Source organism: Pseudomonas sp. Irchel 3A5 (assembly GCF_900187575.1).
In the GTDB taxonomy this organism is placed as follows: Bacteria; Pseudomonadota; Gammaproteobacteria; order Pseudomonadales; family Pseudomonadaceae; genus Aquipseudomonas; species Aquipseudomonas folii.
Window position 1 is genome coordinate 22,885 of record NZ_FYDU01000025.1, and the last position, 25,994, is coordinate 48,878.

The 25,994-nt window shown below is 57.5% G+C and carries 29 protein-coding genes; 18 read left to right on the forward strand and 11 right to left on the reverse strand.

The window, feature by feature from the left end:
• Window positions 1–5 precede the first annotated feature (5 nt).
• Window positions 6–1,352, forward strand: a complete 1,347-nt coding sequence (locus CKW31_RS28330; protein ID WP_027898061.1) for a DEAD/DEAH box helicase — start codon at window positions 6–8, stop codon at window positions 1,350–1,352.
• A 223-nt stretch (window positions 1,353–1,575) separates the two neighbouring features.
• Window positions 1,576–1,971, forward strand: a complete 396-nt coding sequence (locus CKW31_RS28335) for a transcriptional regulator (RefSeq protein ID WP_095102287.1) — start codon at window positions 1,576–1,578, stop codon at window positions 1,969–1,971.
• A gap of 119 nt (window positions 1,972–2,090) precedes the next feature.
• On the opposite strand, the gene CKW31_RS28340 is transcribed toward CKW31_RS28335, so the two are convergent.
• The 4 genes from CKW31_RS28340 to CKW31_RS28355 all read right to left on the reverse strand — a co-directional run bounded on the left by CKW31_RS28340 (window position 2,091) and on the right by CKW31_RS28355 (window position 4,766).
• Window positions 2,091–2,960 carry a DUF6279 family lipoprotein gene (locus CKW31_RS28340; RefSeq protein WP_095102289.1) on the reverse strand — a complete coding sequence of 290 codons (870 nt, stop codon included), beginning with the start codon at window positions 2,958–2,960 and terminating at the stop codon, window positions 2,091–2,093.
• A 63-nt stretch (window positions 2,961–3,023) separates the two neighbouring features.
• Window positions 3,024–3,749 (reverse strand): TorF family putative porin, encoded by a 726-nt coding sequence (locus tag CKW31_RS28345; RefSeq protein WP_095102291.1) that lies wholly within the window; start codon window positions 3,747–3,749, stop codon window positions 3,024–3,026.
• Between the two features lie 144 nt (window positions 3,750–3,893).
• Window positions 3,894–4,406: a hypothetical protein gene (locus CKW31_RS28350; RefSeq protein ID WP_095102293.1), complete on the reverse strand. Its 513-nt coding sequence runs from the start codon at window positions 4,404–4,406 to the stop codon at window positions 3,894–3,896.
• Window positions 4,407–4,577: 171 nt separating this feature from the next.
• A complete protein-coding gene (locus tag CKW31_RS28355) occupies window positions 4,578–4,766 on the reverse strand; it encodes a hypothetical protein (RefSeq protein ID WP_027898056.1) in 189 nt (62 codons plus the stop codon).
• Window positions 4,767–5,129: 363 nt separating this feature from the next.
• Between CKW31_RS28355 and CKW31_RS28360 the strand changes: the two genes are divergently transcribed.
• Window positions 5,130–5,966 (forward strand): S1 RNA-binding domain-containing protein, encoded by an 837-nt coding sequence (locus tag CKW31_RS28360; protein ID WP_095102295.1) that lies wholly within the window; start codon window positions 5,130–5,132, stop codon window positions 5,964–5,966.
• Window positions 5,967–6,083: 117 nt separating this feature from the next.
• Complete coding sequence (locus tag CKW31_RS28365; RefSeq protein ID WP_095102297.1) at window positions 6,084–6,485, forward strand: DUF2177 family protein; 402 nt, start codon at window positions 6,084–6,086, stop codon at window positions 6,483–6,485.
• A 156-nt stretch (window positions 6,486–6,641) separates the two neighbouring features.
• Here the strand turns inward: CKW31_RS28365 and CKW31_RS28370 are convergent, their stop codons facing one another.
• Complete coding sequence (locus CKW31_RS28370; protein WP_095102299.1) at window positions 6,642–7,022, reverse strand: hypothetical protein; 381 nt, start codon at window positions 7,020–7,022, stop codon at window positions 6,642–6,644.
• Window positions 7,023–7,273: 251 nt separating this feature from the next.
• On the opposite strand from CKW31_RS28370, the gene CKW31_RS28375 reads away from it, so the two are divergent.
• The 3 genes from CKW31_RS28375 (at window position 7,274) to def (ending at window position 9,246) form a co-directional block, all read left to right on the forward strand.
• The gene (locus CKW31_RS28375; RefSeq protein ID WP_095102301.1) at window positions 7,274–7,465 is read left to right on the forward strand and encodes a CsbD family protein; all 192 of its coding nucleotides are present in this window, start codon (window positions 7,274–7,276) and stop codon (window positions 7,463–7,465) included.
• Between the two features lie 230 nt (window positions 7,466–7,695).
• Window positions 7,696–8,658: a YihY/virulence factor BrkB family protein gene (locus CKW31_RS28380; RefSeq protein ID WP_095102303.1), complete on the forward strand. Its 963-nt coding sequence runs from the start codon at window positions 7,696–7,698 to the stop codon at window positions 8,656–8,658.
• A gap of 48 nt (window positions 8,659–8,706) precedes the next feature.
• Window positions 8,707–9,246, forward strand: coding sequence for a peptide deformylase (gene def / locus CKW31_RS28385; protein WP_095102305.1), 540 nt, complete (start codon window positions 8,707–8,709; stop codon window positions 9,244–9,246).
• Window positions 9,247–9,387: 141 nt separating this feature from the next.
• Here def and CKW31_RS28390 read toward each other — a convergent pair whose 3' ends face one another.
• A complete protein-coding gene (locus CKW31_RS28390) occupies window positions 9,388–9,798 on the reverse strand; it encodes a GNAT family N-acetyltransferase (RefSeq protein WP_095102307.1) in 411 nt (136 codons plus the stop codon).
• 487 nt (window positions 9,799–10,285) lie between these two features.
• On the opposite strand from CKW31_RS28390, the gene CKW31_RS28395 reads away from it, so the two are divergent.
• The 5 genes from CKW31_RS28395 to CKW31_RS28420 all read left to right on the forward strand — a co-directional run bounded on the left by CKW31_RS28395 (window position 10,286) and on the right by CKW31_RS28420 (window position 14,109).
• Window positions 10,286–11,077 (forward strand): phosphate/phosphite/phosphonate ABC transporter substrate-binding protein, encoded by a 792-nt coding sequence (locus tag CKW31_RS28395; protein ID WP_095102309.1) that lies wholly within the window; start codon window positions 10,286–10,288, stop codon window positions 11,075–11,077.
• 465 nt (window positions 11,078–11,542) lie between these two features.
• Window positions 11,543–12,556 carry an ABC transporter substrate-binding protein gene (locus tag CKW31_RS28405; RefSeq protein ID WP_095102311.1) on the forward strand — a complete coding sequence of 338 codons (1,014 nt, stop codon included), beginning with the start codon at window positions 11,543–11,545 and terminating at the stop codon, window positions 12,554–12,556.
• Between the two features lie 45 nt (window positions 12,557–12,601).
• Window positions 12,602–13,141 carry a GNAT family N-acetyltransferase gene (locus tag CKW31_RS28410; RefSeq protein ID WP_095102313.1) on the forward strand — a complete coding sequence of 180 codons (540 nt, stop codon included), beginning with the start codon at window positions 12,602–12,604 and terminating at the stop codon, window positions 13,139–13,141.
• Entirely contained in the window at window positions 13,138–13,629 is a 492-nt protein-coding gene (locus CKW31_RS28415) for a hypothetical protein (protein WP_095102315.1), read from the forward strand. The genes CKW31_RS28410 and CKW31_RS28415 overlap by 4 nt, the downstream gene beginning before the upstream one ends.
• Window positions 13,630–13,671: 42 nt before the next feature.
• Window positions 13,672–14,109 (forward strand): nucleoside deaminase, encoded by a 438-nt coding sequence (locus tag CKW31_RS28420; RefSeq protein WP_095102317.1) that lies wholly within the window; start codon window positions 13,672–13,674, stop codon window positions 14,107–14,109.
• Between the two features lie 208 nt (window positions 14,110–14,317).
• Here CKW31_RS28420 and CKW31_RS28425 read toward each other — a convergent pair whose 3' ends face one another.
• A complete protein-coding gene (locus CKW31_RS28425) occupies window positions 14,318–15,316 on the reverse strand; it encodes a diaminopimelate epimerase (RefSeq protein ID WP_095102319.1) in 999 nt (332 codons plus the stop codon).
• Between the two features lie 178 nt (window positions 15,317–15,494).
• On the opposite strand from CKW31_RS28425, the gene CKW31_RS28430 reads away from it, so the two are divergent.
• Together CKW31_RS28430 and CKW31_RS28435 are read left to right on the forward strand one after the other, a co-directional pair.
• Window positions 15,495–16,316 carry an alpha/beta fold hydrolase gene (locus CKW31_RS28430; RefSeq protein WP_095102321.1) on the forward strand — a complete coding sequence of 274 codons (822 nt, stop codon included), beginning with the start codon at window positions 15,495–15,497 and terminating at the stop codon, window positions 16,314–16,316.
• On the forward strand, window positions 16,252–17,481 hold the full coding sequence (locus CKW31_RS28435) for an ATP-binding protein (protein ID WP_371856830.1): 1,230 nt from the start codon (window positions 16,252–16,254) through the stop codon (window positions 17,479–17,481). The genes CKW31_RS28430 and CKW31_RS28435 overlap by 65 nt, the downstream gene beginning before the upstream one ends.
• A 209-nt stretch (window positions 17,482–17,690) precedes the next feature.
• Here CKW31_RS28435 and CKW31_RS28440 read toward each other — a convergent pair whose 3' ends face one another.
• Both CKW31_RS28440 and CKW31_RS28445 read right to left on the reverse strand, forming a co-directional pair.
• Entirely contained in the window at window positions 17,691–18,314 is a 624-nt protein-coding gene (locus CKW31_RS28440) for a LysE family translocator (protein ID WP_095102325.1), read from the reverse strand.
• A 52-nt stretch (window positions 18,315–18,366) separates the two neighbouring features.
• Window positions 18,367–19,203: an AraC family transcriptional regulator gene (locus CKW31_RS28445; RefSeq protein WP_095102327.1), complete on the reverse strand. Its 837-nt coding sequence runs from the start codon at window positions 19,201–19,203 to the stop codon at window positions 18,367–18,369.
• Window positions 19,204–19,423: 220 nt separating this feature from the next.
• Here CKW31_RS28445 and CKW31_RS28450 point away from each other — a divergent pair, with 220 nt between their 5' ends.
• Window positions 19,424–20,608, forward strand: coding sequence for a GAF domain-containing sensor histidine kinase (locus CKW31_RS28450; protein ID WP_095102329.1), 1,185 nt, complete (start codon window positions 19,424–19,426; stop codon window positions 20,606–20,608).
• 1 nt (window position 20,609) lies between these two features.
• Here the strand turns inward: CKW31_RS28450 and CKW31_RS28455 are convergent, their stop codons facing one another.
• Window positions 20,610–21,713, reverse strand: a complete 1,104-nt coding sequence (locus tag CKW31_RS28455) for a DNA alkylation repair protein (protein ID WP_095102331.1) — start codon at window positions 21,711–21,713, stop codon at window positions 20,610–20,612.
• A gap of 297 nt (window positions 21,714–22,010) precedes the next feature.
• Here CKW31_RS28455 and CKW31_RS28460 point away from each other — a divergent pair, with 297 nt between their 5' ends.
• Together CKW31_RS28460 and CKW31_RS28465 are read left to right on the forward strand one after the other, a co-directional pair.
• Window positions 22,011–22,337 (forward strand): hypothetical protein, encoded by a 327-nt coding sequence (locus CKW31_RS28460; protein WP_095102341.1) that lies wholly within the window; start codon window positions 22,011–22,013, stop codon window positions 22,335–22,337.
• Window positions 22,338–22,389: 52 nt separating this feature from the next.
• Entirely contained in the window at window positions 22,390–23,544 is a 1,155-nt protein-coding gene (locus CKW31_RS28465; protein ID WP_095102333.1) for a PQQ-dependent sugar dehydrogenase, read from the forward strand.
• 124 nt (window positions 23,545–23,668) lie between these two features.
• Here the strand turns inward: CKW31_RS28465 and CKW31_RS28470 are convergent, their stop codons facing one another.
• Window positions 23,669–23,977, reverse strand: coding sequence for a PepSY domain-containing protein (locus CKW31_RS28470; protein WP_095102335.1), 309 nt, complete (start codon window positions 23,975–23,977; stop codon window positions 23,669–23,671).
• 452 nt (window positions 23,978–24,429) lie between these two features.
• On the opposite strand from CKW31_RS28470, the gene CKW31_RS28475 reads away from it, so the two are divergent.
• Window positions 24,430–25,740 carry an MFS transporter gene (locus CKW31_RS28475; protein ID WP_095102337.1) on the forward strand — a complete coding sequence of 437 codons (1,311 nt, stop codon included), beginning with the start codon at window positions 24,430–24,432 and terminating at the stop codon, window positions 25,738–25,740.
• The last annotated feature ends 254 nt before the right edge of the window (window positions 25,741–25,994 follow it).

Here is a 25,994-nt window from a genome sequence, read left to right on the forward strand (position 1 = left end):
CACCCGTGTTTTCCCAATTCGCCCTGCATGAACGCCTGCTTAAAGCCGTGGCCGAGCTTAAATTCGTCGAGCCCACGCCAGTGCAAGCTGCAGCCATACCTCTGGCGCTGGAAGGGCGTGATCTGCGGGTGACGGCGCAAACCGGTAGCGGCAAGACTGCTGCATTTGTATTACCAATCCTCAATCGCCTGATGGGCCCGGCCAAGGTTCGCGTCGACATTCGTGCCGTGATCCTGCTGCCGACCCGAGAGCTGGCGCAGCAGACCCTCAAGGAAGTTGAGCGTTTCTCGCAGTTCACGTTCATCAAGTCCGGCCTGATCACCGGCGGTGAAGACTTCAAGGTGCAGGCCGCCATGCTGCGCAAGGTGCCGGATATCCTGATCGGCACCCCAGGCCGTTTGCTGGAGCAACTGAACGCCGGCAACCTGGACCTGAAGAACGTTGAAGTGCTGGTTCTCGACGAAGCTGACCGCATGCTGGACATGGGTTTCTCCGAAGACGTCGAGCGTCTGGCGAATGAATGCGCCAATCGTCAACAGACCCTGCTGTTCTCGGCCACTACCGGCGGTGCCGGCCTGCGCGAGATGATCGGCAAGGTGCTGAATAATCCGCAGCACCTGCAAGTCAACAGCGTCAGCGAACTGGCCTCCGGTACGCGTCAGCAGATCATCACCGCTGACCACAACAGCCACAAGGAACAGATCGTCCACTGGCTGCTGGCCAACGAGACGTATCAGAAGGCGATCATCTTCACGAATACCAAGGCTCTGGCCGACCGTCTTTATGGCCGTCTGGTAGCGCTGGATTACAAAGCCTTCGTGTTGCACGGCGACAAGGATCAGAAAGACCGCAAGGCCGCTATCGACCGTCTGAAGCAGGGCGGCACCAAGGTGCTGGTTGCGACCGACGTCGCCGCTCGTGGTCTGGACGTTGAAGGCCTGGATCTGGTGATCAACTTCGACATGCCGCGCAGCGGCGATGATTACGTTCACCGTATTGGCCGTACTGGCCGTGCGGGTGCAGAAGGCCTTGCCATCTCGTTGATCTGCCACGGCGACTGGAACTTGATGTCCAGCGTCGAGCGCTACCTCAAGCAGACCTTCGAGCGTCGCACCATCAAGGAAGTCAAAGGCAGCTACGGCGGGCCGAAGAAGGTCAAGGCGTCAGGCAAAGCCGTTGGCGTGAAGAAGAAAAAGACCGACGCCAAGGGCGACAAGAAGAAAACCGGTGCCAAGGCTCCGACCAAGCGCAAAATCGCTAACCGACCGAAGACCGACGCGTTGTCGCTGGTCAGCAAAGACGGCATGGCCCCGCTTAAAAAGCGCAAGACTGAAACCCCTGCGGCTGAGTAACACGCCCGCAATTCTCTCGTAGGAGCGGCTTTAGCCGCGAGATCTGTTCTCCCGGCTGAAGCCGGTCCTGCGCTGAGAGTTCTCGCCCACATTCTCCCCCATCCAACCACCACCGGGCTGCTTAGGCTGAACGGGGCGCGTCAGCACCTGTCACATTTTTAGCTGCAAGCCTGATGGCTGGACGTCACGAGCCATTCACCCATGTTGACTGGAGGTAATAACAATGGACAAACCTTATGACTGGGATCTCGTTGAGCGCCTGTTGCACGAAGTGCAGAACAGCGCTGACGACACCTTCAAACCCCGTGAGTACGCAGAGGAGCACGCTGCGGCATCAGCCGCAGTGGGTGAGCCGGTGGCAAATCTGGATCACCTGAAGGCAGTTGCCAGTGAATACGAGAAACTGCTGCTGGATCGCGGATTCATCCAGTCACGTCCGGAAGCAGAGGGCGGGAACGGCGAAAACTTTGTGCTGACCCCGCGTGGCGCACAGTTGCTGGCGTTGATCGACAGCAGCATCCCCGGTAATGACCACCCGCGTCAGGTACAGGATGAGCAGCAGGACGCTCTGGATCCGGCAACCTTTGAAGAGGTTGCGGCCAAAGCGCAGATTGCTTGAGGTTAAGAATGTTATGAAGATTCTGTAGGAGCGCACGAGCAACGCGAGGCCGCGAATGCGGTTATCAGGCAGACCGCTATCGCTGCCTCGCGTTGCTCGTGAGCTCCTACAGGTAATGATTACCCTGCCTTGACCGCCTTCAAACAGCTCAAATCCGTAAAGTCTTTCCTGGTATCGGCAATCTTGCTCAACAAGCGCTGGCGTTGTTCAGGTGTGCTCTGCGCCATCAGGTCCACGAGCAACGAGATAGCTGCCTGTTCGGTCTGGTCGTAAGCCTCGCGATACTCAGGCGTCCAGAACGTCTCGCGATCCTGCAGCAGTTTGGCGATTCTGTTGGAAAAGTCTGGCGCTTTGCGATCCTGCACCGTCGCAACAAACCGCTTCTGCCAACTGGCCCGGTTATCAAGCCACGCCCGGTTCTGTTCGCCGAGCGATTCCGACCAACTCTGAATGCGTTGCAGCTGTGCGGCGTTGAGTTTACCCATCCACGGACTCAGGCGTTTTTCCATGCGTTCGGCACGGTCGCTGATCTGTTTGGGCACTGGCTCTTTAAGGTATTCATTCTCACGCTTGCGCTGATCCTTGGCGAAGGCGTTCTGCATTTCCAGCACCTGCTTATCGTCCAGTTGGGCGAGCAGTTCGACGGCCGACGGGGTGATCTGTCGTGAAATCTGCCCAATCGCCAGCTTGGCCTCATCGGTGCGTGCCTGCAGTTCATCTGGCGTGACCTGATTGGTTTCAACCATGCGTTGCAGGCGGTCCAGCCATCCCAGATAACCCGGCAACTGAGTGGTGCAGTGCCAGCTCAAATGCTCTTTGAGGCGCTCATCGAACCAGTCTTTTTGCGCTGCGTTCATCTCCAGATAGTCGCTGAGCGACCAGGGAATGATGATGTCGAGATTGCGGTATGCCAGCCCCACGCGGGTACAACCGCCAAGAATGACCACGGCCATCAACAATGATATGAAGGCTTTGAACGGGGTGCGCATAACGACTCCTCAATGGACCTGCCTGTTTGTGTAGAGCGGGTCAGAGAGTAGCAGTTCACTGCATTAGAAGAATGAGCGCACGGCCTTGAGGGTCAGAGTACCTTCGCAGTTGGGATTATGTCCGCTGTAAGCGCTGCAGCCGTCACCGGTCAGGCTTGAGCCGCTGTAGATCAGGTTCATGTCGACACCCAGCCAGGGACGCGACAGATTCAGCGACCAGTCATTGAAACTAGTGACCATGCTGCCATCCGAAATTTGCTGCGGCGCATCGTATTGATGATTGGCGTACTGCATGCGAACGCCCAGTCCCAGCTGTTCGATTCCGCCCAGATCGACGATCAGGGTGCTGTCACGACGCCCTATGTCGTTGCTGAAGGCTGCGCCGATGCGGCTGTCGAGAATGCGCAGGCCAGCATAAAACTCGTGGGTATCGATCTGGCTGGTGTCCGGGTAGCTGTAGCGGATCATGCCCAACTCGTAGCCAAGGGTCTGGTCGAACGGCTTTTTGAATCCCATGTAGGAATCCAGTTCCAGCGTGCTGTCCTCGGTAACGCCAGCATTGGGCGTCCACTGGCCGAAATAGAAGCCACTGTCGTGGGTCAGGTCCAGCCCGCCATGGAATGAACCCGAGCCACTCTGGGTCACCAGGCCTTGCGCCATGCTGCGCGTAGGGGATGTACCCAATTTCAGGCTGAAGTCGCCCAATTCCCGCTCAATCAACTGGGCGGAGGCATGCTGACAAACAAGCAGGGCGCTTACAGAAAGCGCGTAATGGCGAAAATTGAGCATCGTGCTCACTCCTTCATGTTACGGAGGGGGCAGGTTGAAATGGCCAAAGGCCCAGTAGGAACAACAGGGGAGCCGCGATCTAGAGCCTCGCAGCATACCTACGAAAGTCGTAGAGCGAACACCGTTCGTCGATCCACAGAAGAATCAGTTCGAGGCGGTCGCTCGAGCCGAGGGAATAATCAAGCCGCGAATGACCACCAAAGCCTGATCGAACGAAGGGTAGCCACTCTTGGCAACATCCAGTTCAGCGTACTCGGCGCGGTATTCTTCGGACTTCTTCTGATCCGTCATACTGAGCTGTTGGGATAGCAGCGCAATTGCCAGCGGGTGCTTGTGTCTCGCGGCATCCTCCAGCAATTCGATCACCCGGGGCTGGTCTGACTGTTGGCGAATCAACAGCACCGCAAGGTAAAACTCGGCTTCACCCGACGCATCATTCACGCCCGCACGGCGAAGCATGGCTTCGGCCAGTTCGTAATTCTCCCGGTCGGCTTCACTGATCAACAGCTTGGCTTGCAGCATGTCGTTCTGATACAGCAAATGCTCTGCACGACAGTCGCTGCCGGAAGGGTGGCCGCCATCTGGAACCGTGTTGCAATTGTGAGACGCGCAACCTGTCAGGTAAATCAGTGCGCCGAACAGCATCCAGTTCTTCATTCGTGCATTCCGCAAAAGGCTGGCTTCAAGACATCATCCTGCCCGTCGTCGAGCGACTAGGCAATGGGGCCTTGCAGTCAGGATGAAACGGGTGTGTGCAGCGAAGCTTAGCAAGCTCTGGCGCCTTGAGAGCCAAGACGCATAGAGATCGATAACTGGAGCGGGGGGGAATTACTTTTTGCCGAGGGTGATCTGTTTGGACGGGCCGAAAGTCTGGCCGCTGACGCCTTTGGCAATCTGCTGGATTTCGCCACCGGACTTGAGGAAAGCAGCAATCTGGGCGTTGATCGAGTCGCTCGTTTCAACGGCTGGAGCTGGCTTGGCTTTCGAGTTGGATGCTTTTACACGCATGGCTGCCATTAACCTATATAAACTTGATACGGCCAGCAATGGTACACGAATGGCTTGACAATTGCTTGGGAAATATCCCCTTGAACACCGGGTTAAATCAGCCCGGCTCAAGCCTTAAATAATTAATGATATCGAGCTAAGCAGTTGTTTTGATTCATAAGTTATTTTCAAAATTAATTCTCTTCACTTGAAAAGCGCACCGTTAAAACCGCTGCTCATCTGACGAATGGAGCGACTGAGGGGCTCATGGCCATCAGGCAAATATTTGATTTTTCTTGTCTTTTTGAGCGCCCGGTGCAGCGACATTCTGCGCCAGCATCATCGCCTGCAAACTCGGGTAGAATGCCGCCCACGTAATGAGGGTATTTGCACATGGCTTTAATCGGGCGTTACAACAGCTTGCAAGTGGTTAAACACACTAACTTCGGTCTGTATCTGGATGGCGGGGCGGACGGCGAAATTTTGCTGCCCAATCGTTATATTCCCAAAGATATTCCCAGCGAAGATGAAGACTGGCTCAACGTTTTCATTTATCTGGACAGCGAAGACAAGCTGCTGGCTACTACAGAAAAACCCAAGGTTCAGGTCGGTGAGTTCGCCAGCCTGAAGGTGGTTGAAGTCAACAGTATCGGCGTGTTCCTGGACTGGGGCCTGCCCAAGGACTTGCTGCTGCCGTACTCCGAAGAGAAGCGCACGTTGCAGGCCGGTGATTATTGCGTGGTGCATGTCTATCTGGACAAACACACCCGCCGCATCACCGCGACTGCACGTCTGGACCGCTACCTGGACAAGACACCGGCCAGCTACAGTGTCGGCCAGGAAGTCGACCTGTTGGTGGCTGAAGCGACCGATATGGGCTTCAAGGCAATCATCAACAACAAGCACTGGGGCCTGATTCACAAGAATGAAGTCTTCAAGTTCATGCGCGCCGGCAAGCAGGAAAAGGGCTACATCAAGGAAGTCCGTACGGATGGCAACATCAGCCTGAGTCTTCAGCCAGTGGGCGAGCAAGCTGCCAGCAGCCTGAACAGCAAGATCCTCGGCAAGCTCAGGGACAATAACGGCGTATTGCCGGTCAGCGACAAGAGCGATCCGCAAGTGATCAGTAACCTCTTCGGCGTCAGCAAAGGCAACTTCAAAAAAGCCATTGGCGCGTTGTACAAGCAGGGCCAGATCGTGATCCACGCAGACCGCATCGAGCTGGTCTGACGTTCATCGGTTAAAGCAGGGACGATGGATCGTTCCTGCCTGGTCTGGGGTCCAACCCGTCAACGCTCATCGGGGCGCTTCGCGCACTGCGGGCCCACTCAGACAAGGACGCCTTTCATGAAAAGAACCCTTACGGCTTACTTCAGTATCTTGCTGACCTTTTTGATACTGGACGGCATCTGGTTAGGTGTGTTGATGGGGCCGAGTTATCGGGCATGGCTGGGGCCATTGATGCTCGACAAACCGGTGATTGCCCCTGCCGTGGTTTTTTACCTGCTTTACGCCTTTGGCTTGCTCGTCCTGGCGGTTCAGTCAGGGCTGCGTCGCAACAGCATCAGCCATGCGGCTAAACGAAGCGGACTTGTTGGGCTGGTGGCTTACGGCACCTATGACCTGACCAACTGGGCCACGCTGCAAGGCTGGCCTGCGCAGTTGGCGTTGGTGGATCTGGCGTGGGGGACGTTTGCGTCGGCGGTTGCGGGGACGGTGGGCTTTCTGGTTGCCAGGCGGTTTGCTTGATGTCTGGCGCAGAACTGGACTGAAATGCTGCCTGATTGTGGGAGCGGTGCTTGCCCGCGATAAGGCTGGACGCGGTTCGCATTAGAACTGAGGTTTCCTTATCGCGGGCAAGCACCGCTCCCACAGGATTTAGGTCGCCCGCGGACCTCTATCAAGCTAGGGCTGCAGGAAGTCCGCGAAGCTCAGATTCGCACCCAGCGGCCTTACATCCTTCAGGTAGGAATCCTTGTCCGCGCTCAACTCCAGGCTGACGGTGGATTTGCGCTGACCTTTATTGCGAATCACAAGACCCTCCATGTGATCCCGCAGGAATACAGTGGTGACTTTCAGGTGCAGTAACTGATCGCTGCTCGGCGTGTACAGCAGCAGATGCATCCATTCGTACTGACCCACCGCCAGGCGCGGCACGGGCAGGTCGAACCACCAGATGTTCTTGTTGGTGTTCAAGGTTGCGAAGTGGGTGTTGTTGGTACCCAGCACGGCACCGCCCAGTTCCTGGTTTCGGCGTGCGATGGCCTGCTTTTTATCGAATTTCATAATGTTCCTGCGGATCGTTGTCTTCAGCGCGACGAGCGTTGGCCCGGTGCAGCCGGATTGCGTTGCGCATTCTCGTGGGTTGCTGTGCAAACTTAAAGGCAAAGTTTCTCGACTCCCGGATTTACAGGCCAGCAGGCAAGCCGACGAACGGCTACGACGCTGGTGAAAATAGTTGAAACTCCCCGCAAATGAGTCAGGTCAACCATTACGTCGAGGCGATGACCTCTCATTGATTCTGCGGAGTAAGACCTATGAGCAGCACTGGCGATAAAGTTAAAGGCATGGCTAACGAAGCAGTCGGTAACGTCAAGCAAGGCGTGGGTAAGGCGACCGACAACACCAAACTGAAAGCTGAAGGCAAGGCCCAGGAAGTCAAAGGCGAAGCCCAGCAGGCCAAAGGCAAGGCCAAAGACGCAGTGAAAAAAGGCGTCGATAAGGCGTGAGCATGACTTCCCGAGGTGATCTCGGGAGTTGATGTTTGAATAACGGCCATCTTCGGATGGCCGTTATCATTTTCAGCGTCTGGAAATTAAGGTTTTGAAACCTTTTTCAGGCCGTTCAGTCCACTGAATTAAGGTAAAAAGCCCGTATCTGCGAACAGCTTGTGTGAGAGGCGCAGTGCCCATCAATGTGAATGTGTAAGCTGCGTCAGTTATGTAGCGAAGGAGACGCCATGATTTTCCCGGAATTGCGCCAACTGCCACTGGGCAAGGTGATGGTCCGTACGGTTAGCGAATTTCTCGATGACGAGATGTCCACCTACGCGTCAGCGTTGGCCTACCAGATGTTGTTTTCGCTGTTTCCTTTCCTGCTGTTTCTGATTGCCCTGATCGGTTTTCTGCACCTGCCGGATTTCTTTTCCTGGCTGCGCTTGCAGTCAGAGCTCGTCCTGCCGCCTCAGGCACTGGAGCAGGTCAACCCGGTGATCGATCAGTTGCAACAATCCAAAGGCGGGTTGCTCTCGATCGGTATCGTCATCGCGTTGTGGACGGCTTCGGCTGGCGTGCGCTTGATGATGAGTGCGATGAACGCCGCCTACGACGTGGTTGAAGCTCGCCCGGTCTGGAAGCGCATTCCGCTGTCGGTGGCGTACACCATCGGTATCGCCATGATGATGCTGGCGGTGGCCGCGTTGATGGTCACAGGGCCGCAGGTCATGAACTGGATTGCCGCGCAAATCGGCATGGAAGACTTCATCGTCACGCTCTGGACCATCCTGCGTTGGCCGCTGATCGTCATGCTGCTCATGGTGGCCGTGGCATTGATTTATTACGTCATGCCGGATGTCAAACAGGAGTTCCGCTTTATCACCCCAGGCTCTGTGTTGGCGGTTGTGGTGTGGATCCTCGCCTCGTTGGGATTCGGTTATTACGTCAAGACATTTGCTGACTACAACGCCATGTACGGCAGCATCGGGGCAATCATCGTCCTGCTGCTGTATTTCTACATTTCTGCAGCGGTGCTGTTGCTGGGCGCGGAGATGAATGCGGTGGTCGAGCACATGTCTGCTGAAGGCAAGGACAAGGGCGAAAAAGTCGAAGGTGATGGTGCAATTGAGTCGACAGAGAAGCAGCACGTTTCCGGTTTAGGTCGTGATCATTCTCTGCCACTGCCTGCCAAGGCCGGGGAATCCTGAGCCGGACTGTGGCAGCATGACGTTTTTTCCTTACGGAGCCCGGCCCGCATGATCCGCCCCATTTTGAAGATGGGTGATGAGCGTCTCTTGCGCATCGCCCCACCAGTGCCTCAATCGATGTTCGGCAGCGCCGAGCTCAAAGCCCTGATCGCCGACATGTTTGAAACTATGGAAAGCGTCGGCGGTGTCGGTCTGGCGGCTCCGCAGATTGGCGTTGACCTGCAATTGGTGATTTTCGGTTTTGAGCGCAACGAGCGCTACCCGGACGCTGAAGCCGTGCCGCAAACGATCTTGCTCAATCCGGTGATCACACCATTGCATCCGGCCGTTGAAGAGGGCTGGGAAGGGTGTCTGTCCGTGCCGGGCTTGCGTGGCGCGGTCAACCGCTTTCAAAGTATTCGCTACGAAGGCTTTGATCCGGACGGCCAGCCGATCCGGCGCGAAGCCCTCGGCTTTCACGCCCGCGTGGTGCAGCACGAATGCGATCACCTGATTGGCCGCCTTTACCCTTCGCGCATTACCGATTTCAGCAAGTTCGGGTTTATGGATGTGATGTTTCCGGATATGGATCCGAATGCGGATGAGTGAGCCTTTGGTAGGCGCGATCCTCTGAATTGAAATGCCTTCTCCCTGTAGGATCGCACGAGCACCGTGAGGCCGCGATGGCGGTATATCAAGCAGGACGCCATCGCGGCCTCGCGTTGCTCGTGCGCTCCTACAGGTCAATGTCTACCGCACCCAGCGCATGGCTACCAGATCTTTGGTCCGCTGATACTGCGCCAGCTTGTCCGCCAGCATCGGCGGTAAATCTGTTGTGGGCGTAAACCCTGATCGCTCGTAAAACCTCGTCAGGTCCGGATGGCAAAACAGCCAGACCGGCCCGTTCAGCGCCTCCAGCGATTTGGCGATCAAGGTTTTTGCAATCGCCTGCCCTCGCCACTGCGGCGCCACGAACAGTCCAGTCAACCAATGTCCTTCAGCCACCTGATTAAGACTCAGTGCGCCGATGATTTCCGGATGCCGTGCCACCCACATCTGTGCTGCACCGGACGAACGCATTGGCGAGCGATGGGCGCGGTAGAACTTGTCCAGCAGGGGCTGGCAGAGCGTCGAAAGCGGGCAGAATTCAATCTCGGACATGGGGCAGGGCGCACTTCAGAGGGGCGGCGGGAATGGCCGGGTATCATAGCGTCGAATGGGTGTATAACAGAGGTCAGATCCTTGACCCTGGAGCATGCATCATGAGCAAAGGTATGGATTCAAAGAAAGCCGCGAAGAAAAAGCCCGCCAAGACCGCCGACGAAAAACGCGCTGACAAAAAAGCCAAGAAATCCGATACCGGGCTTTTTGGGCATTGACCCGAGCGGCTGAAGATGATCATTTGTTCGGAGCTGAAAAAAAACTGTGGGAGCGGTGCTTGCCCGCGATAAGGCTGGACGCAATTTACTTTGGACCGTGTTGTTCTTATCGCGGGCAAGCACCGCTCCCACAGGAATGCGTTCCACTTAAGCATTTGTGGTGTTTGCGACGCGTCTCCGGTTGCTCATAGGCCATTGTTTATTCGCTTCCTGCGCATGCTCCGCATTTTTCATCTATGGTTGGCTCAACCGTTTTGACCGGATTTACCATGATTCAGGGTTTCGCCGAATTATCGATGTACACCGCACCAGAGCGCGTTGCGCAGGCCAGTGAGGCTTGGCTGGCGCGGATCTTTGAAGTGCTCGGCGCGCAGCGTTTGCACGGCGCGCTCGATCTGCCAGAGCTCTGGCTATCCAATCAGTTACTGCTCGCACAGACCTGCGGTTATCCGTTGATGACACTGTTGCGCGGCAAGGTTCGACTGATCGGGCGGCCTGTCTATGAATTGCCCAACAGCGCCGATGGCCTGCATTGCAGCCTGCTGATGGTGCGGGCTGATGACCCTCGACGCTCGCTCGAGGACTTTTTCGGCAGCCACGGCCTCGTCAACAGTGAAGACTCCAACTCAGGCATGAATCTGTTGCGTCACACCCTTGCACCGCTCCAGCAAAACGGGCGGTTTTTCTCGCAAGTGTCCCTTACCGGTGGCCATCGCCACAGCCTGCGCTGGCTCAAGGAGCGGCGGGGTGATATTGCCGCCATCGACAGCGTGACCTTTGACTATCTGGCCCGTGATGCCAGCGAAGAAGTCAGTGGCTTGCGTATCCTGACGCGCACTGCACATGGCCCATGCCTGCCCTTCATCACGGCGTTGAGCGTTGATGTCGCTCAGGCCGAAGTCATCCGTCACGCCATGAATCAGGCCTTGTCGGACTTGCCGGATGTCGCACAGGCGCTGGCGATCAGTCAGGTATTGGCAGCCCATGAAGATGATTATCAGATATTGCTCGACTATGAACGTCAGGCGGGCGAGCAAGGGCTGCCTTCATTAACTTTTTAAGGTAGGAGCCAACTTGTTGGCGAGAGGGGCCTGACGCGATTCTTCAGATGCGCCGCCTCGCGAACAAGTTCGCTCCTACCCAGGGATTGCGCGTTTTTTGAAGGTAGGAGCCAACTTGTTGGCGAGAGGGTCTGAAGCGATTCTTCAGATGCGCCGCCTCGCGAACAAGTTCGCTCCTACCAAGGGATTGCGCATTTTTTTGAAGGTAGGAGCCAACTTGTTGGCGAGAGGGCCTGACGCGATTCTTCAGATGCGCCGCCTCGCGAACAAGTTCGCTCCTACCCAGGGATTGCGCGTTTTTTGAAGGTAGGAGCGAACTTGTTCGCGAGAGGGTCCTGACGCGAATCTTCCGGCACGTCGCCTGGACATGAGTACAACTTATGGTCGTCTTGAGATGTCGTACCTTTCAACCCTACATATCACTGTATTCCCATTCAGGCCGGGCCCGGCCATTCAGAGGTGACCATGACATCAATCAGAACCCTGCTCGGCTGTTCGCTCCTGGCCCTTGGCCTGTTGGGTCAGCCTGCAGTGGCGGCGGAAAAGACCGCACCGATCAACTTCGGCGACATCACGTGGGAAAGCGGCAGCCTGATCACAGAGATCCTGCGCACCATCGTCGAGAAAGGTTATGGCTACCCCACTGACACGTTGCCGGGTAGCACGGTGAGCCTGGAAGCCGCCCTGGCGAAAAACGATATTCAGGTCATCGGCGAGGAATGGGCCGGGCGCAGTCCTGCCTGGGTCAAGGCAGAAGCTGAAGGCAAGGTGCACGGTCTTGGCAACATCGTCAAAGGCGCGACCGAAGGGTGGTGGGTGCCGGAGTTCGTGATCAAGGGCGATCCGGCCAAAGGCATCAAGCCGCTGGCCCCGGACCTCAAGTCGGTGGCTGACTTGCCACGCTATAAAGACGTCTTCAAAGACCCGGAGTCGCCGGACAAGGGCCGTTTTCTCAACAGTCCCACTGGTTGGACGTCAGAAATCGTCAACACCCAGAAGCTCAAGGCTTATGGCCTGAACGACAGCTTCGTGAACTTCCGGACCGGTTCGGGCGCGGCGCTGGATGCCGAGGTCAGCTCTTCGATTCATCGCGGCAAGCCTGTCCTGTTTTACTACTGGTCGCCGACTCCGCTGCTGGGCCGCTTCAAGCTGATCAAGCTGGAAGAGCCGCCGTTCGACGCCGAAGCCTGGAAAACCCTGGCCGACGCCAACAACCCGAGTCCACGAGGCACGCGTTCACTGGAGCCGCGCCTGAGCATTGGCGTCTCGGACGCATTCCACAAACAGTATCCTGACCTTGTCGCGTTCTTCGAAAAAGTCGACCTGCCGATTGATCTGCTCAACCAGACCCTGGGACAGATGAGCGAAAAACGTCAGCAGCCCAAAGAGGTTGCCCAGTTGTTCCTCAAGCAGCATCCTGAAGTCTGGAAGTCCTGGGTGCCCGCTGAAGTGGCCGGAAAGGTCAGCAACGGCTTGTGAACATCTGCGCTCCAGGCAGAATCCGGAAAGGCTGATGGTTGAGCCATGAAGACTGATGTTGTTCTACAGACGGAGCGCATGACTCTGCGCCAGCTAAGCAGCGCAGATGTGCTGCCAATGGCGCAGATCCTCAGTGATCCTGAGGTTATGCGTTATTCGGTGCGGGGTATTCTCAGCGAGAGCGCAACGGCTGAATTCGTTGACTGGTCTTCGCAATCCTATGCGCTTCACGGTTTTGGGCCGTGGGCGGTGGTCGAAACAGCCAGCGGTGTGCTGATGGGATTTTGTGCGCTGAATCAGGAGACCGTCGACGGCGCGGAAGAAGTGGAGATTGGCTATCGCCTGGCACCGCAGTTCTGGGGGCGAGGCCTGGCCACTGAAATAGTCCGTGCGACCCTGACCTACGGCTTCGAACGCTTGGAGCTGCCCTCGATCATTGCCATCGTACAGCCCGCCAACGTTGCTTCCGTGCGCGTGATTCAGAAGGTGGGTTTCAACGCATTTGTTTACAGCCAGTACCACCGGTTGGGCGTCAAAATCTATCGCTTGAACCGGGAGGAATGGTTGACGGAGGAGGCTTCATGACCCTGCACAAGTCGGTTGCCGGCAACCTGTTTTTTGTCTTGCTTCTTGGCCTTTGGACAAGTGTTGAACAGAGTGCCCAGGCTTCGGAGGTGGAAGACAGCGCGTTGTCGTATGTCGAAGACCGACACTTGGGCGAAAGCCTTGGCTGGCTGGGCTATCAGGTCGCTTCGCGTACTGCTACGTTCGGCAGCATCGTCGAATCGGTTGGCAAAACGCAGGCGCAAGAGCTGGTCAAGGATGAGTTGCAGCGGTTGCAGCCGCAGTTCCAGTCGCAATGGGATCGCAACATGGCTGCCGCCTATGCGCAGTCCTTCAGCGCTGATGAATTGCGCGCACTCAACCGCGGCGACAACGAACCACAGCTGGCCAATAAACTCCGGGCCAAACAGAATGACGTCGGTACCGACATGAAGGCGCGCTCGGCCGACCTGCTCAAGGAGTTTGTTTCGCAAGCGCTGAATAGCGCTATGGCAAGGCTGCCACAATGATGCACATTACTTTTTTTCAGACTCAGGCAACGAGGTAGAACCATGGACCCATTCATGCAGGCCGCAATCGACGAAGCTCAACTGGGGCTGGCCGAGGGCGGTATTCCCATCGGTTCGGTTATCGTTCATGACGGTCAGATCATTGGCCGCGGTCATAATCGTCGTGTTCAGGAAGGCAGCGCCATCAAGCACGGGGAAATGGACGCGCTGGAAAATGCCGGTCGCCAGCCTGCCAGGGTGTATCGCGACGCCGTGCTCTACACGACACTGTCACCTTGCTCGATGTGCAGCGGGGCGATTCTGCTGTACGGCATCCGGAAAGTTATCGTCGGTGAAAACCAGACGTTCATGGGCGAAGAAGAACTGCTGCGCTCGCGTGGAGTGAATGTCGAGGTGATCGACAACCACACCTGCGTCGACATGATGAAAGGCTTCATCGCCAGCAAGCCTGAACTGTGGAATGAGGATATTGGGGAGTAGGGCGCTGCTGCCCCTCACCAACAAGATGCAATCACCTGATTTGGAATGCTTTTCTGTAGGAGCTTACGAGCACCGCGAGGCAGCGATGCGGTCTGTCTGATATACCGCCATCGCGGCCTCGCGGTGCTCGTGCGCTCCTACAAGTCCAATCTTTACTGCGAGACAGCGTTGCGTCGTCGACGGGGCGGGACGTCCGACAGGGGGGCTTTTACTCGTCGGCCACCTTCGCCACCCCAAACAGCGAAACCTGCAGTTCTCCATTGTGCTCTTCCAGCCTTACGGGTGCCGTTCCGCCCGGCATGTTGACCCGAACCAATCCTGATTCCACCAAACCGGCATGCCAGGCAGCGCTGGCCACGGCGCTGGCGCTGGTGCCCGAGGAGGCTGTGGGGCCTTCGCCGCGTTCGAAGACCCGGGCCATGACTTGATTGGCGGACTGCACCCACGCCCATTGCAAGTTCACGCCGGCCGGGCAAGGCTCGCCGGTGCCGAGTTCACCTTTGGCAAAGGCGATGCGCGTCAACGCTGCGTTCAATGCTGATTCATGCAGCGCATCGAACGACGGCAAGTCTGCTTGATCATTCACCAGCGTGACGCAATGCGGATTGCCAATGCGCACGAAAACGCTGTGATCCCACTGGGCGTTAATCTGCGCCAAAGGCTTTACCCGACTGACCGTGCGATGGTTGAGCTGCACGGGCTCCAGACTGTCGCCAGGCGCGCCAACCGTCTGCGGCCCGAAAGCCGGATTTCCAAGTGCCAGCCAGAAACCATGCTCGCCATTCACCGAAGCCGGCTCTACCTGAGTGCTGACCGGCGTGGCTGTGCCGTGGTTATCGTGATGAACCCTCAGTTCAAAGCCTTGCGAACCGGCATAAGCAGTGTCGGTCAGGAACCGGGCGAAGATGGTCATGCCGTTGCCGCTGCGTTCGGCCAGCGTGCCGTCAGTGTTGATGATCAACAGGTCAAATGGCGCTGCCTGCTGAAAAGGACCGAGCAATAACCCATCCGAACGATGCGCCTTTGCGCCAGGCGGGCGGGTGCCTTCTGGCCAGTTGCATAAGGCATGCACTGCTGCGGTGGCCCACTGGTCTCGATTCAACGCTGCATCGGCCGCGTTTTCAGCAATCGCGATGCCCCGTTCGCGCAAGGTTTGAGGCGTGCAGACGATATAGATATTGCCGCGTGCGTCGTAAATCTGACTCATGAGCGGTTCACAGTTTGTTTAAAAACAACCATTGAGAAGCAGCGCCGAGTACCGAAGCAAGCTTTTTGATGAAACAGATGCTTTTGTATGAGTGGTTCCTGTCTGGAACGATGCTAATCTCGTTGAATTCATTAGTGGCAATCTGATCACTTTTAGGGTCAGCGTTGGAGGAATACGGATGTCGGTGCAGTTACGCAATAACGTCAGGGTCACGGGGGAGGGGCCTGCAACCCTCGTTTTTTCCCATGGCTTCGGTTGCGACCAGAACATGTGGCGGTTCATGGCGCCGTATTTCGCCGAGCGTTTCAAGGTGGTGGTGTACGACCTGGTTGGCAACGGCCAGTCGGATCTGTCTGCCTACTACAAACGCAAGTACGACTCCCTGGATGGCTACGCCAGCGATTTGCTCGAAGTCGTCAAGGAATTTGCCGGGCCAGGCCCGGTGATCCATGTCGGCCATTCGGTCGGCTCGATGATTGGCGCGGTCGCAGACCTGCGCGACCCCGGCCACTTCGCGGCTCACGTCATGGTCGGCCCGTCGCCGTGCTACATCAACGACGGTGACTATGTGGGCGGTTTCACCCGGCAAGACATCGTTACCCTGCTCAGCACACTGGCGGCCAACTATTTCGGATGGGCCAGCACCATGGCACCAGCCATCATGGGGGCTCCATCGCAACCTGAGCTGAGCGAGGAATTGACCCAGAGTTTCTGTCGCACCAACCCGGAAGTTTCCCAGCAGTTCGCCCGCGTCACGTTCACGGCGGATAACCGCAAGGATGTGGCGCAGTTGCCCACCAAAACCCTGGTATTGCAGTGCAATCAGGATTTTATCGCGCCACTCGATGTGGGGGATTATCTGCAGCGGGTGATGCCTGACTGCACGCTGAGGGTCATCGATAACATTGGCCATTGCCCGCACATGAGTAATCCTGATGCGTGTATTGCCGCGATGGATGAGTTCTTCGGCGCGTCTGGAGTGGTGCCTCTTGTCGGTTGACGTCGAGTTGAGCGCTGACAGCGATCTGCTGTTCGAGGGCGCCGCCTGTGGTCTGCTGCTGACTCGCGAGGACGGCACGATCCTGCGAGCCAATAAGACGTTCTGCCTGTGGATTGGCACCGAGTCGGCGAGTCTGACCGGGACCCGTTTCCAGGATCTGATGAGCGTGGGGGACAGGATTTTCCAGCAGACCCATTGGGGGCCCTTGCTGGTCATGCGGGGCTCCGTGTCGGAGATCAAACTCGATCTGGTGGGGCCTGATGGTCAGGCCATGACCATGATGCTCAACGCCATACGTCGGGAAACGCCTGAGGGCGTGGTGCATCATCTGTCCCTGATGAGCGGCGAGGAGCGCAATAAATATCAGCGCGAACTGGCCGAGACTCGTCAGGCGGCTGAAGAAATGCTGTTGCAGCAACTGGCCTCACAAAAGGAACTGTCCTCGGTGCAGAACCGGCTACGGCTGGCCCAGACCGAAGCGGACATTCGAGCCACGTTCGCCGAACAGATGGTGGCCATCGTCAGTCACGACCTGCGCAATCCGTTGGCCGCGATCAAGATGGCGGCCGGGCTGATCGGGCTGGAACCGCTCAGCGAGAAACAACAGCGCAGCCTCGGGCTGGTGAATCAATCGGTAGGGCGTGCGCAGCGTTTGATTGTCGACCTGCTGGACTTTACTCAGGCGCGGGTGGGTAGCGGTATTTCCGTGCTGCCCCAACCGGTGCAACTGCATGAAGTGATTGCTGCGAGCGTGGCGGAACAGCGGCTGTTATTTCCCCGCCGCGTGCTGATCCATGAGTGTATCGGCGAGGGCCTGTGTACGGCTGACGCCGACCGGCTGTTCGAGCTGGTGGATAATCTGGTGAGCAACGCCGTGGCTTATGGCTCGGCGACTGGGGTCATCACGATCACGTCGGCATTCGACCCTCAGTGGATCCGGATCGCGGTGCATAACGTCGGTCCGCCGATACCGCCGGAGCGGCTTGAGGGCCTTTTCGAACCGATGCCCCACGGCGTGGCCGATGATGATCCGAGTCGCAGTATCGGCCTTGGCCTGTTTATCGTCCGCGAAATCGCCCGCGCCCATTGGGGCGACGTCAGCGTTACCTCCAACGCCGAGGAGGGCACGACCTTCACCATCAACCTGGCGCGGCCGGTGAGTTGATACGGTGCTTGGCAGTCTCTGACAGTGCTCTGTATCGCGGTAAAAATGGGATCTGTAGGAGCTCACGAGCAACGCGAGGCAGCGATAGCGGTTTGTCTGACACTCCGCCATCGCTGGCCTCGTAACCTCGGTGAGCTCCTACAAAAGCGCATTTCCACTCAGTAAGTTATGGTTTTGATAGCCCCTTGCTCGTCCCTCGTGGGTGCCAATCAAACCCACACCGTCATCCACGTCGACACCAGCAGCAACAGCGCCATGCTTCGGTTGAAGCGTTGCATGCCTTCTGGCGACCGGCAAAACCGTGCAGCGCTGACGCCCAGCCAGGCCCACGCCGTCATGCAGGGGATCGCGATCAGGAAGAACATCAGCGACAGGTAAACCACGCGCATACCTCTGTCGGCTTCGGTCCCGGCGAAAACGCTGACCACCGCCAAGGCCATCATCCACGTCTTTGGGTTGACCAGTTGCAGGCTGGCGGCACCGAGCAGACCCAGTCGGGCGCCCTTACTGTCTGTGGCATTTTTATTGTTCATGGCGTTCGGATCGATAGCTGCGGCCGGGGCTTTGAAAATCTGCCAGGCCATCCAGCTCAGCCAGGCAATACCCACCCACGACATTGCAGTCTGAATATCCTGATGCCGGGCCAACACATCGCCAATGCCGGTGCCGACCAGCAAAACCAGCGCCGCCGCGCCGCCACAGGCACCTAGCACGATAGGCGCGACGACAGCCCAGCCGTGCCGCGAGCTATGGGTCATGACCAGAATATTGGTCGGGCCGGGGGTGATGGATGACACGAAGGCAAACAGTACGAAGGGCAAAAACGTGTCCATGGAGCGCTCACTGGTGATTGATCGTCAGTCGATCATCGCCATTGGCGGTTCCTCAGTCTGGAAGGTTTGAGCAACGTTTGCGGTAATCGGCCGGGGTCATTCGGTAAGCACGCTGAAACCAGCGCCCCAGATGGCTTTGGTCGGCAAAACCCAGCGCGGCCGCGACTTGAGCAGGAGATTGGCCGCCTGCCAGCAGCCGTCTTGCCTTGGCCAGTCGCAGCTGAATCAGGTAGGCGTGCGGGGCGATGCCGAAGGCCGCCTTGAACGCTCGGGTCAGCCGGAACCGATCAACCCCTGTCACGCGCGCCAGATCATCCAGACCGATATCGTGGCTGGCGTGGCTGTGGAGAAAGTCGCGGGCTATCTGCGCCACCCGTGGCAAACGCGGGTCGGGCGAGACCTGAGTACGCCAGCGCAGATGGCGAGTCAGGTTCGACAGCAGGTCATCCAGCGCAGTCTGGCGCACGATGCGCAGCTCGGCACCGTGCAGCGTCTGGAATGCCGTGGCGGTGGCAGTGGCCAGACGCGTGTCATCGGCCTGCGTGTCTGCGAAACTGATCTGACAGTCAGCCGGCGTCTGTTCGAACAGCGAACGCAATTCCCGGTCCAGCCACATCGGGTCCACATACAGGGTGAGGTAGGTGAAGCCTTCTGGGGCTGGCGCGTCCCCGTCGTGGATTTCGCCGGGCTCAAGCAGGAAGATCCGCCCGGGTGTGCTGACATAGCGTTTTCGTCTGCAATGGAATTGCTGCACGCCCTGTTCGGTGATGCCCACCAGATAGCTGTCATGCCAATGCGGATCGTAGGCATGACCCTCAAAATGCGCGCGAATCGTCTCGATGCCGGACTCGCTGTCCTGCTTCAGATCGATCCAGTTGCTGTTGGTCATGGCAAGGTCCTGTTAGCGCGGTGTTACGGGGCAGTGCAGTTGATCAATTGTCATTCTGAAAGATTTTCGCCAGATGATGCGCTGATGTCTGGAAGATTTGTGCAAGTCAGGCTTATTGTTGTTGTCAGGCACAGTTCCCGACTCTCTGTTTTACGGTCATGGCATCGGGCCGCTACAATGCCGCCGATTTTCTCACTTTCACGTTGATGACAGGAACGCCATGAGGCAGACCATTGCCGAAGATGTCGCATTAATCAGCCGAATCAGTGCGGTTCCCGCCATGCTTCAGGTGATCAGCGAAACCACAGGCATGGGGTTCGCTGCCGTTGCGCGCGTGACCGATACTTCATGGACCGCCTGCGCGGTGCTCGACAAGCTGAATTTCGGCCTCAAGCCCGGTGGCGAGTTAGAGCTGACCACCACTATATGCCACGAAATTCAGTCCTCCCATCTGCATGAGCCGGTGATCATTGATCACGTCAGTGAAGATGATCACTATCGTTCGCACCATACGCCCCGGATTTATCAGTTCGAAAGCTATATTGCCGTACCGGTATTCCTGTCCGACGGATCGTTTTTCGGCACCATCTGTGCGCTGGACCCCAAACCTGCCCAGCTAAAGTCCACAGCCATCGAGGCATTGATGACCTCGTTCGCACGGTTGTTGGCGATTCAGATCGAGGCCGAGGAAAATCTGGAACAGGTCAGGGCCGATCTGCGAGCCGAACGCGAAGTGGCAGAGTGGCGTGAGCAGTTCATTGCCGTGCTGGGCCATGACCTGCGCAATCCGTTGTTTGCGATTACTGCCAGCGCCGAGCTGCTGTTACGGCGGTCTCTGGATGAAAAGTCCGAAAGAATCGCGGGTCACATCCTCACCTCTGGACGGCGCGCCTCACAGTTGGTGGACGACGTGCTGGATTTTGCCCGGGGCCGGTTGGGGCATGGTATTCCGCTGAGCCTGCATGAGTGCGGGGATCTGGGCGCAGCGCTCAGCCATGTGGTTTCCGAAGTCCAGCGTGTGCATCCGGCACGCTCTATTCGATCCTCTATTGGCGTCCTCGACAGCATTCGTTGTGACCGCGAGCGGCTGGCGCAACTGCTGTCCAATCTGGTCGCCAACGCAATTTCCCACGGTGACAATGACGGGGTTGTGGAGGTAGCCGCCCGGGTTGAAGCGGGGCACTTCCTGATGGCAGTCACTAACCAGGGCGTGCCGATCCCCGAAGACGTTTTGCCCCATCTCTTCCAGCCTTATTCGCGGCCCGGAGCTGAAGAACCTCAGGCCGGGCTTGGTCTTGGCCTTTACATTTCCAGCCAGATCGCGCTGGCCCATGGCGGCATGCTGACGGTGCATTCCAGCCATGAAGACGGCACGACATTCACCTTCCGCATGCCGTTGAGCTGACTCACGGCAGCAGTTCGAAACGACTGCTGGCCAGGCATTCGCCGTTGATCAGAACGTCCAGTTCATGCACTCCCGGGTAATGCACCCGGGTGGTGAAATTACGCACCTGAAGTCTGCGCGCCACGGTCACTGACTCGCCGGGCCCGAGCTCAAGCGTCTTGAGCTTGAAGACCTTGGCAGAGGTACCGCCAGACTTCTTCACGTAATGAATCGCGTAATCGATGATCAGCCGTTGGCTTTGTTCGGCGGTCGACGTCACTTGGAACGACAGGCTCAGGTCGTCACCCAGACGAATCGTGCCGGGAGTAACGCTGATCAGCTCGACACGCACCTGAGGCTTGTGTCCGGCACCCATGATCGTCAGCGCGCGGCGATCACCTTTTTTGATCAGCGAGCGCAGTGCGTGGCGGGCGATCCAGGCGGTATGCGGGTTTTCCAGCGACCAGCCTTCGATTTGCGCGAGTACCCAGTCGGGGTTGTCCTTGGTGATGTCATTCAGGTGATTGGCCACCGACTTGCGCACATACAGGCTGCTGTCAGCCTTGAGGTTGTCGAGGATCGGCAGCACTGGCGTCGGGTCGACCATCAGCGTCTCAAGACGGAATGACCACGGCAGCCGCGGCCGACTGCCTTCGCTGGCCAGTCTGCGTACGTGTTCATTTTCGTCCAGTGCCCAGCCTTGCATGACCAGCAGCGCACGCTGGAAATCCAGACGCAGGAAGTGCCGCACCGCAAACTCCGATGAGCCAAAGGTCGTGAAGAACTTCAACGCCTGCATCGAGCGCTCGAAGTCGTGCTGACCATAGAGCGCCACGTATTCCGGCAGGATCAGGCTGACAAAGCTGCTGTTCAGACGCGGCGCGAGTTCGTAAAGAATTCCCAGTGCCTCGGGGTAATCCGCAGGCAAACCAGCATGCAGCCCGCGACTGACACGGTTGAGCCGTTGCATCAGCGATTGGCTGTCCAGGTCATGGGCCACATGCGCCAGAAACGCTTCGGTGTCGAAAGCGGGGTAAATCGCCGTGGTCTGTTCGGCAATGTGCTGCAGCCGCGCTCGATTGAAAATCTCCTTCAAAGCCGGCGCGGCCTGGGGGGTGTCGGTCATGGGGATAGCGTTCTCTTGAAGGGACAGATTATCGGTCGCGATCTGCAGTGAATGTACTGGCCCCCTCCCGGCTAAAGCCAGCCCTACAGATCACATGCATCCCTAAGACTGGCTTTAGCCGGGAGAGGGCCGTCACGTCCGCTGCCTCTATAGCAGCATGAATACGAGGCTCGCTGCACATCCTTGTTACAAACTCAAACCCGCGCGGGTTGCTCATCCACCCTGTTGGAGGCGAACCTAGTCGTGCAATCGCCATCAAACACCCGGATCGTTACCGTTTCCAACAGAAGGTAAATGATGAACAGTTTTGCGCGACGCATTGTATTCCTCACCTTGGGCGGCCTGATGACAGCAGGTTTGACCAGTCTTGCCCAGGCCCAGACCCTGCCCAACAGCACGCTCAATAACGGCAATTCGAATAACAGCCCTATTCACCGCGCCAATCCCAATAGCCGACAGGGCACCGTCCCGGCAACACCGCCCGTACGCGGCCCGAGTACGGCACCCAATCCGCGGCCGCCTACTCTGGAAAACGGCGGTATAGGCAACGGTTACCCGACCCGACAACAAGCGCCTCGCCCGGCAGACAACAACACCGGGCAAAACCGTAAAAGCACTGATTGAGACCCGCGTCCCCCTCACTTTGGGGGCTTTTTCATGACATAAGGAATCGTCCATGCATTGCAAAACCCTGATCGCAACGTTGTGTGCCAGCGCATTGCTGAGTCTGCCGCTGAGCGCGGCTGCAGGTCCGGTTCAGGACTTCAAAACCGAACAAGGCACCCTCAGTGTCGAAGAAGTAGTCAAAGGGCTCGCCCATCCATGGGCTGTGGCTTTCCTGCCGGACAACAAGGGCATGCTGGTCACTGAAAAACCGGGCAACCTTCGGGTCGTGTCCCCTGACGGCACCTTGTCCCAACCGTTGTCCGGCGTTCCGAAAGTCTGGGCAAACGGGCAGGGCGGTTTACTGGACGTAGTGCTGTCCCCGGATTTCGCCAAGGATCGTATGGTTTACCTGACTTTTTCCGAGGGCAGTGAGGACGGCAAAACAGCCGGAACTGCGGCAGGGCGCGGGCGTCTTTCCACGGACCTGACCCGGCTGGAAGATTTCAACGTGATTTTCCGTCAACAGCCGAAGCTGTCAGTGGGCAATCACTTCGGTGCGCGGATTGTCTTTGATCGGGATGGCTATCTGTTTATCGCCTTGGGCGAGAACAACAACCGGCCCACCGCTCAGGACCTGGACAAACTTCAGGGCAAAATCGTGCGCCTGTTTGCCGATGGCAAAGTCCCGGATGACAACCCGTTTGTGGGTCAGAAAAACGTGCGTCCGGAAATCTGGTCGTACGGGCATCGTAACCAGCAGGGGGCGGCACTCAACCCATGGACCGGCACTTTGTGGACCAACGAACACGGGCCTAAAGGTGGCGATGAGGTAAATATCATCGAGCGTGCCCAGAACTACGGCTGGCCGCTGGCAACTCACGGTATCAACTATTCGGGAGAGGCGATTCCGGAAGCCAAAGGCAAATTCGTCGAAGGCACCGTCAAACCTTTCCACGTCTGGGAAAAGTCCCCCGGCATCAGCGGCATGGCGTTTTACGACGCGTCACGCTTCAAGGCGTGGGATCACAACCTGTTCATTGGCGGGCTGGCATCGGAAGATTTGATTCGGCTGGAGTTTGAAGATGGCAAGATCGTCCACGAAGAACGTCTGCTGAGCGAACTGAAGAAACGCATTCGTGATGTGCGTCAGGGACCGGATGGGTATATCTATGTACTCACCGATGAAGATAACGGGCAGTTGTTGAAAGTAGGTTTGAAACAATAACTTCTGTTAACCCCACATAACGGTAGGACCGGATTTATCCGGGAGGGCATTCTTCAAGGCAATAAATCAAGTTGCCTGAAGAAATGACTCCCGGCTAAAGCCGGTCCTACCAGTGCAGAATGTATTAGTTATCCTGCTTGTCCTTCACGATCGCACCCGTCTTGGCGTTCACGTCCACATCCCATTCCACGCCTTTGGCATCGCGTAGTTCAACTTGATAGATGTAGTTGCCTTGCGCGTCCTTATCCAGCTCGGTGTCATGGATGGTGAAGCCTGGGTGCTTGTCCTGCGCCAGTTTGTTCAGCTTTTCGAAGTCCATGATCGCACCGGACTTGAGCAGGCCCGGGATTTCGTCAGGACGTACGTCAGCTTGTGCAGCACCGGCAGCGGCAGTAAGGGCAACAGCAGCAAACAAGGCATTCAACGTTTTCATGGGTATTCCTTTTGATTGATCTGATGTTATTGATCTGGAGGCAACTGATTCGTTCCGTTGCCTGTTGAAGCCAGATTATCCATCGATACTTAATTCATGCTTAATCCTTCATGGGAAAACGTTGCGAGACACTAAAGTCTTTTGCACCACCCCTCTCGATTAACCGGATTGAAATGCTGTCCTCATAGGAGTGCCATGTTTGTTCGCCAACTGATATGCGACGTGGGACCGGCTTTAGCCGGGAAGGGGGCATCAGAATGCTCACAGTTGTAGTGTCCGAAATGACGCCTTCCCGGCTAAAGCCGGTCCCACGTCTCGTCTGCAACAGTTGCAATCCGGCTGACATGCTAGCGATCACTTACCGGACCCCCTAGCCATTACCCCCCATTTTGCTATTCTTCGCGCCCTGCGACGCTGTGTCGCGTCTTTACTCTTCCGTTTCCGGGGTCCTTATGACGGCCATTGTTCGACCACGTCCTCAGCCGCTGTCCCGGGCTGACTATAAAACCCTGGGCCTTGCGGCGTTGGGCGGGGCGCTGGAAATCTATGACTTCATCATTTTCGTGTTCTTCGCGCTGACGCTGAGCCAGCTGTTTTTTCCGCCGGAAATGCCCGAGTGGCTGCGTCTGCTGCAAAGCTTCGGGATTTTCGTGACCGGGTATCTGGCGCGCCCGCTTGGCGGGATTCTCATGGCGCACTTCGCCGATCGACTGGGGCGCAAGCGGGTATTCAGCCTGAGCATCCTGATGATGGCGCTGCCATGCCTGTTGATTGGTGTGATGCCGACCTACGCTGAAATCGGTTATTGGGCGCCGCTGATCCTGCTGGCATTGCGCATCCTGCAAGGCGCCGCGGTGGGGGGCGAAGTTCCGAGCGCCTGGGTGTTCGTCGCAGAGCATGCACCGAAAGGTCATCGCGGTTATGCCCTGGGCGTGCTGCAGGCTGGTCTGACCTTTGGATACCTGCTGGGCGCGCTGGTCGCCACCTGGCTGGCGAAGGTCTTCACCCCGGCGGAAATCCTCGATTACGCGTGGCGCATACCTTTCCTGCTGGGAGGCGCATTCGGCGTTCTGGGTGTCTGGTTGCGCCGTTGGTTGAGCGAAACGCCGGTGTTCATGGCCATGCATGCCCAACGTGAAGCCGCTACGGAATTTCCCCTGACCGCCGTACTGCGCAAGCATCGCGAATCCTTGTTGCCCGCTGCGTTGCTCACCTGTGTGCTGACCTCCGCCGTGGTCGTGCTGGTGGTCATCACCCCGACAGTCATGCAAAAGCGCTTTGGCATGAGCGCCAGCGATACATTTGCCCTGAGTAGCGTGGGCATCGTGTTTCTGAATATCGGCTGCGTGCTGGCCGGCATGCTGGTGGATCGCATTGGCGCATGGCGTGCAGTGATTATCTACAGCTTGCTGCTGCCGTTAGGCATTGGGCTGCTCTACTCAAGTCTGATCGTTCAATGGCTTGTGCCGGGCATCGCATATGCGCTGGCGGGGCTGGCCTGCGGCATCGTCGGTGTGGTGCCTTCCGTGATGGTCGGCCTGTTTCCAGCCGACATTCGCGTGTCGGGCATCTCATTCACCTACAACATTGCCTACGCGCTATGGGCCAGTACCACGCCGTTGCTGCTGATCGCTCTGATGCCATGGAGCCCGTGGGTGTGTGTTGGTTACGTCGCGATCATGGGCGCTGTTGGCCTTGGGACAGCTGCAATATTCGGTTGGCGTCGCGGGATGAAGGTCGACGCGATGCTGGCCAGCAACTGAATGGACGCGCCCTGACACAGCGCTTTCGCACGGCAAAACATAGAAAACCCGTAGGAGTGCACGAGCACCGCGAGGCCGCGATGGCGGTGTATCAGACAGGACGCATCGCTGCCTCGCGATGCTCGTGAGCTCCTTATCTGTTAGCAATCTGTCAGATTAGGTGCCGAGAGTCGACGTGGACGATCGCTCGCTCCTCGATTTAGCCGATCGTTCTGTAGCAAGGTCTCCACGTCGATATCTCCTCACACACGCCC

Coding starts and splice junctions, on each gene's coding strand:
- CKW31_RS28380 (WP_095102303.1), top strand. CDS start 7,696: ATGATTTTCCCGGAATTGCGCCAACTGCCACTGGGCAAGGTGATGGTC.
- CKW31_RS28365 (WP_095102297.1), top strand. CDS start 6,084: ATGAAAAGAACCCTTACGGCTTACTTCAGTATCTTGCTGACCTTTTTG.
- CKW31_RS28415 (WP_095102315.1), top strand. CDS start 13,138: ATGACCCTGCACAAGTCGGTTGCCGGCAACCTGTTTTTTGTCTTGCTT.
- CKW31_RS28440 (WP_095102325.1), bottom strand. CDS start 18,314: ATGGACACGTTTTTGCCCTTCGTACTGTTTGCCTTCGTGTCATCCATC.
- CKW31_RS28420 (WP_095102317.1), top strand. CDS start 13,672: ATGGACCCATTCATGCAGGCCGCAATCGACGAAGCTCAACTGGGGCTG.
- CKW31_RS28475 (WP_095102337.1), top strand. CDS start 24,430: ATGACGGCCATTGTTCGACCACGTCCTCAGCCGCTGTCCCGGGCTGAC.
- CKW31_RS28460 (WP_095102341.1), top strand. CDS start 22,011: ATGAACAGTTTTGCGCGACGCATTGTATTCCTCACCTTGGGCGGCCTG.
- CKW31_RS28350 (WP_095102293.1), bottom strand. CDS start 4,406: ATGAAGAACTGGATGCTGTTCGGCGCACTGATTTACCTGACAGGTTGC.
- CKW31_RS28470 (WP_095102335.1), bottom strand. CDS start 23,977: ATGAAAACGTTGAATGCCTTGTTTGCTGCTGTTGCCCTTACTGCCGCT.
- CKW31_RS28355 (WP_027898056.1), bottom strand. CDS start 4,766: ATGGCAGCCATGCGTGTAAAAGCATCCAACTCGAAAGCCAAGCCAGCT.
- CKW31_RS28445 (WP_095102327.1), bottom strand. CDS start 19,203: ATGACCAACAGCAACTGGATCGATCTGAAGCAGGACAGCGAGTCCGGC.
- CKW31_RS28410 (WP_095102313.1), top strand. CDS start 12,602: ATGAAGACTGATGTTGTTCTACAGACGGAGCGCATGACTCTGCGCCAG.
- CKW31_RS28360 (WP_095102295.1), top strand. CDS start 5,130: ATGGCTTTAATCGGGCGTTACAACAGCTTGCAAGTGGTTAAACACACT.
- CKW31_RS28405 (WP_095102311.1), top strand. CDS start 11,543: ATGACATCAATCAGAACCCTGCTCGGCTGTTCGCTCCTGGCCCTTGGC.
- CKW31_RS28390 (WP_095102307.1), bottom strand. CDS start 9,798: ATGTCCGAGATTGAATTCTGCCCGCTTTCGACGCTCTGCCAGCCCCTG.
- CKW31_RS28340 (WP_095102289.1), bottom strand. CDS start 2,960: ATGCGCACCCCGTTCAAAGCCTTCATATCATTGTTGATGGCCGTGGTC.
- CKW31_RS28450 (WP_095102329.1), top strand. CDS start 19,424: ATGAGGCAGACCATTGCCGAAGATGTCGCATTAATCAGCCGAATCAGT.
- def (WP_095102305.1), top strand. CDS start 8,707: ATGATCCGCCCCATTTTGAAGATGGGTGATGAGCGTCTCTTGCGCATC.
- CKW31_RS28455 (WP_095102331.1), bottom strand. CDS start 21,713: ATGACCGACACCCCCCAGGCCGCGCCGGCTTTGAAGGAGATTTTCAAT.
- CKW31_RS28345 (WP_095102291.1), bottom strand. CDS start 3,749: ATGCTCAATTTTCGCCATTACGCGCTTTCTGTAAGCGCCCTGCTTGTT.
- CKW31_RS28370 (WP_095102299.1), bottom strand. CDS start 7,022: ATGAAATTCGATAAAAAGCAGGCCATCGCACGCCGAAACCAGGAACTG.
- CKW31_RS28465 (WP_095102333.1), top strand. CDS start 22,390: ATGCATTGCAAAACCCTGATCGCAACGTTGTGTGCCAGCGCATTGCTG.
- CKW31_RS28425 (WP_095102319.1), bottom strand. CDS start 15,316: ATGAGTCAGATTTACGACGCACGCGGCAATATCTATATCGTCTGCACG.
- CKW31_RS28395 (WP_095102309.1), top strand. CDS start 10,286: ATGATTCAGGGTTTCGCCGAATTATCGATGTACACCGCACCAGAGCGC.
- CKW31_RS28430 (WP_095102321.1), top strand. CDS start 15,495: ATGTCGGTGCAGTTACGCAATAACGTCAGGGTCACGGGGGAGGGGCCT.
- CKW31_RS28335 (WP_095102287.1), top strand. CDS start 1,576: ATGGACAAACCTTATGACTGGGATCTCGTTGAGCGCCTGTTGCACGAA.
- CKW31_RS28435 (WP_371856830.1), top strand. CDS start 16,252: ATGCGTGTATTGCCGCGATGGATGAGTTCTTCGGCGCGTCTGGAGTGG.
- CKW31_RS28375 (WP_095102301.1), top strand. CDS start 7,274: ATGAGCAGCACTGGCGATAAAGTTAAAGGCATGGCTAACGAAGCAGTC.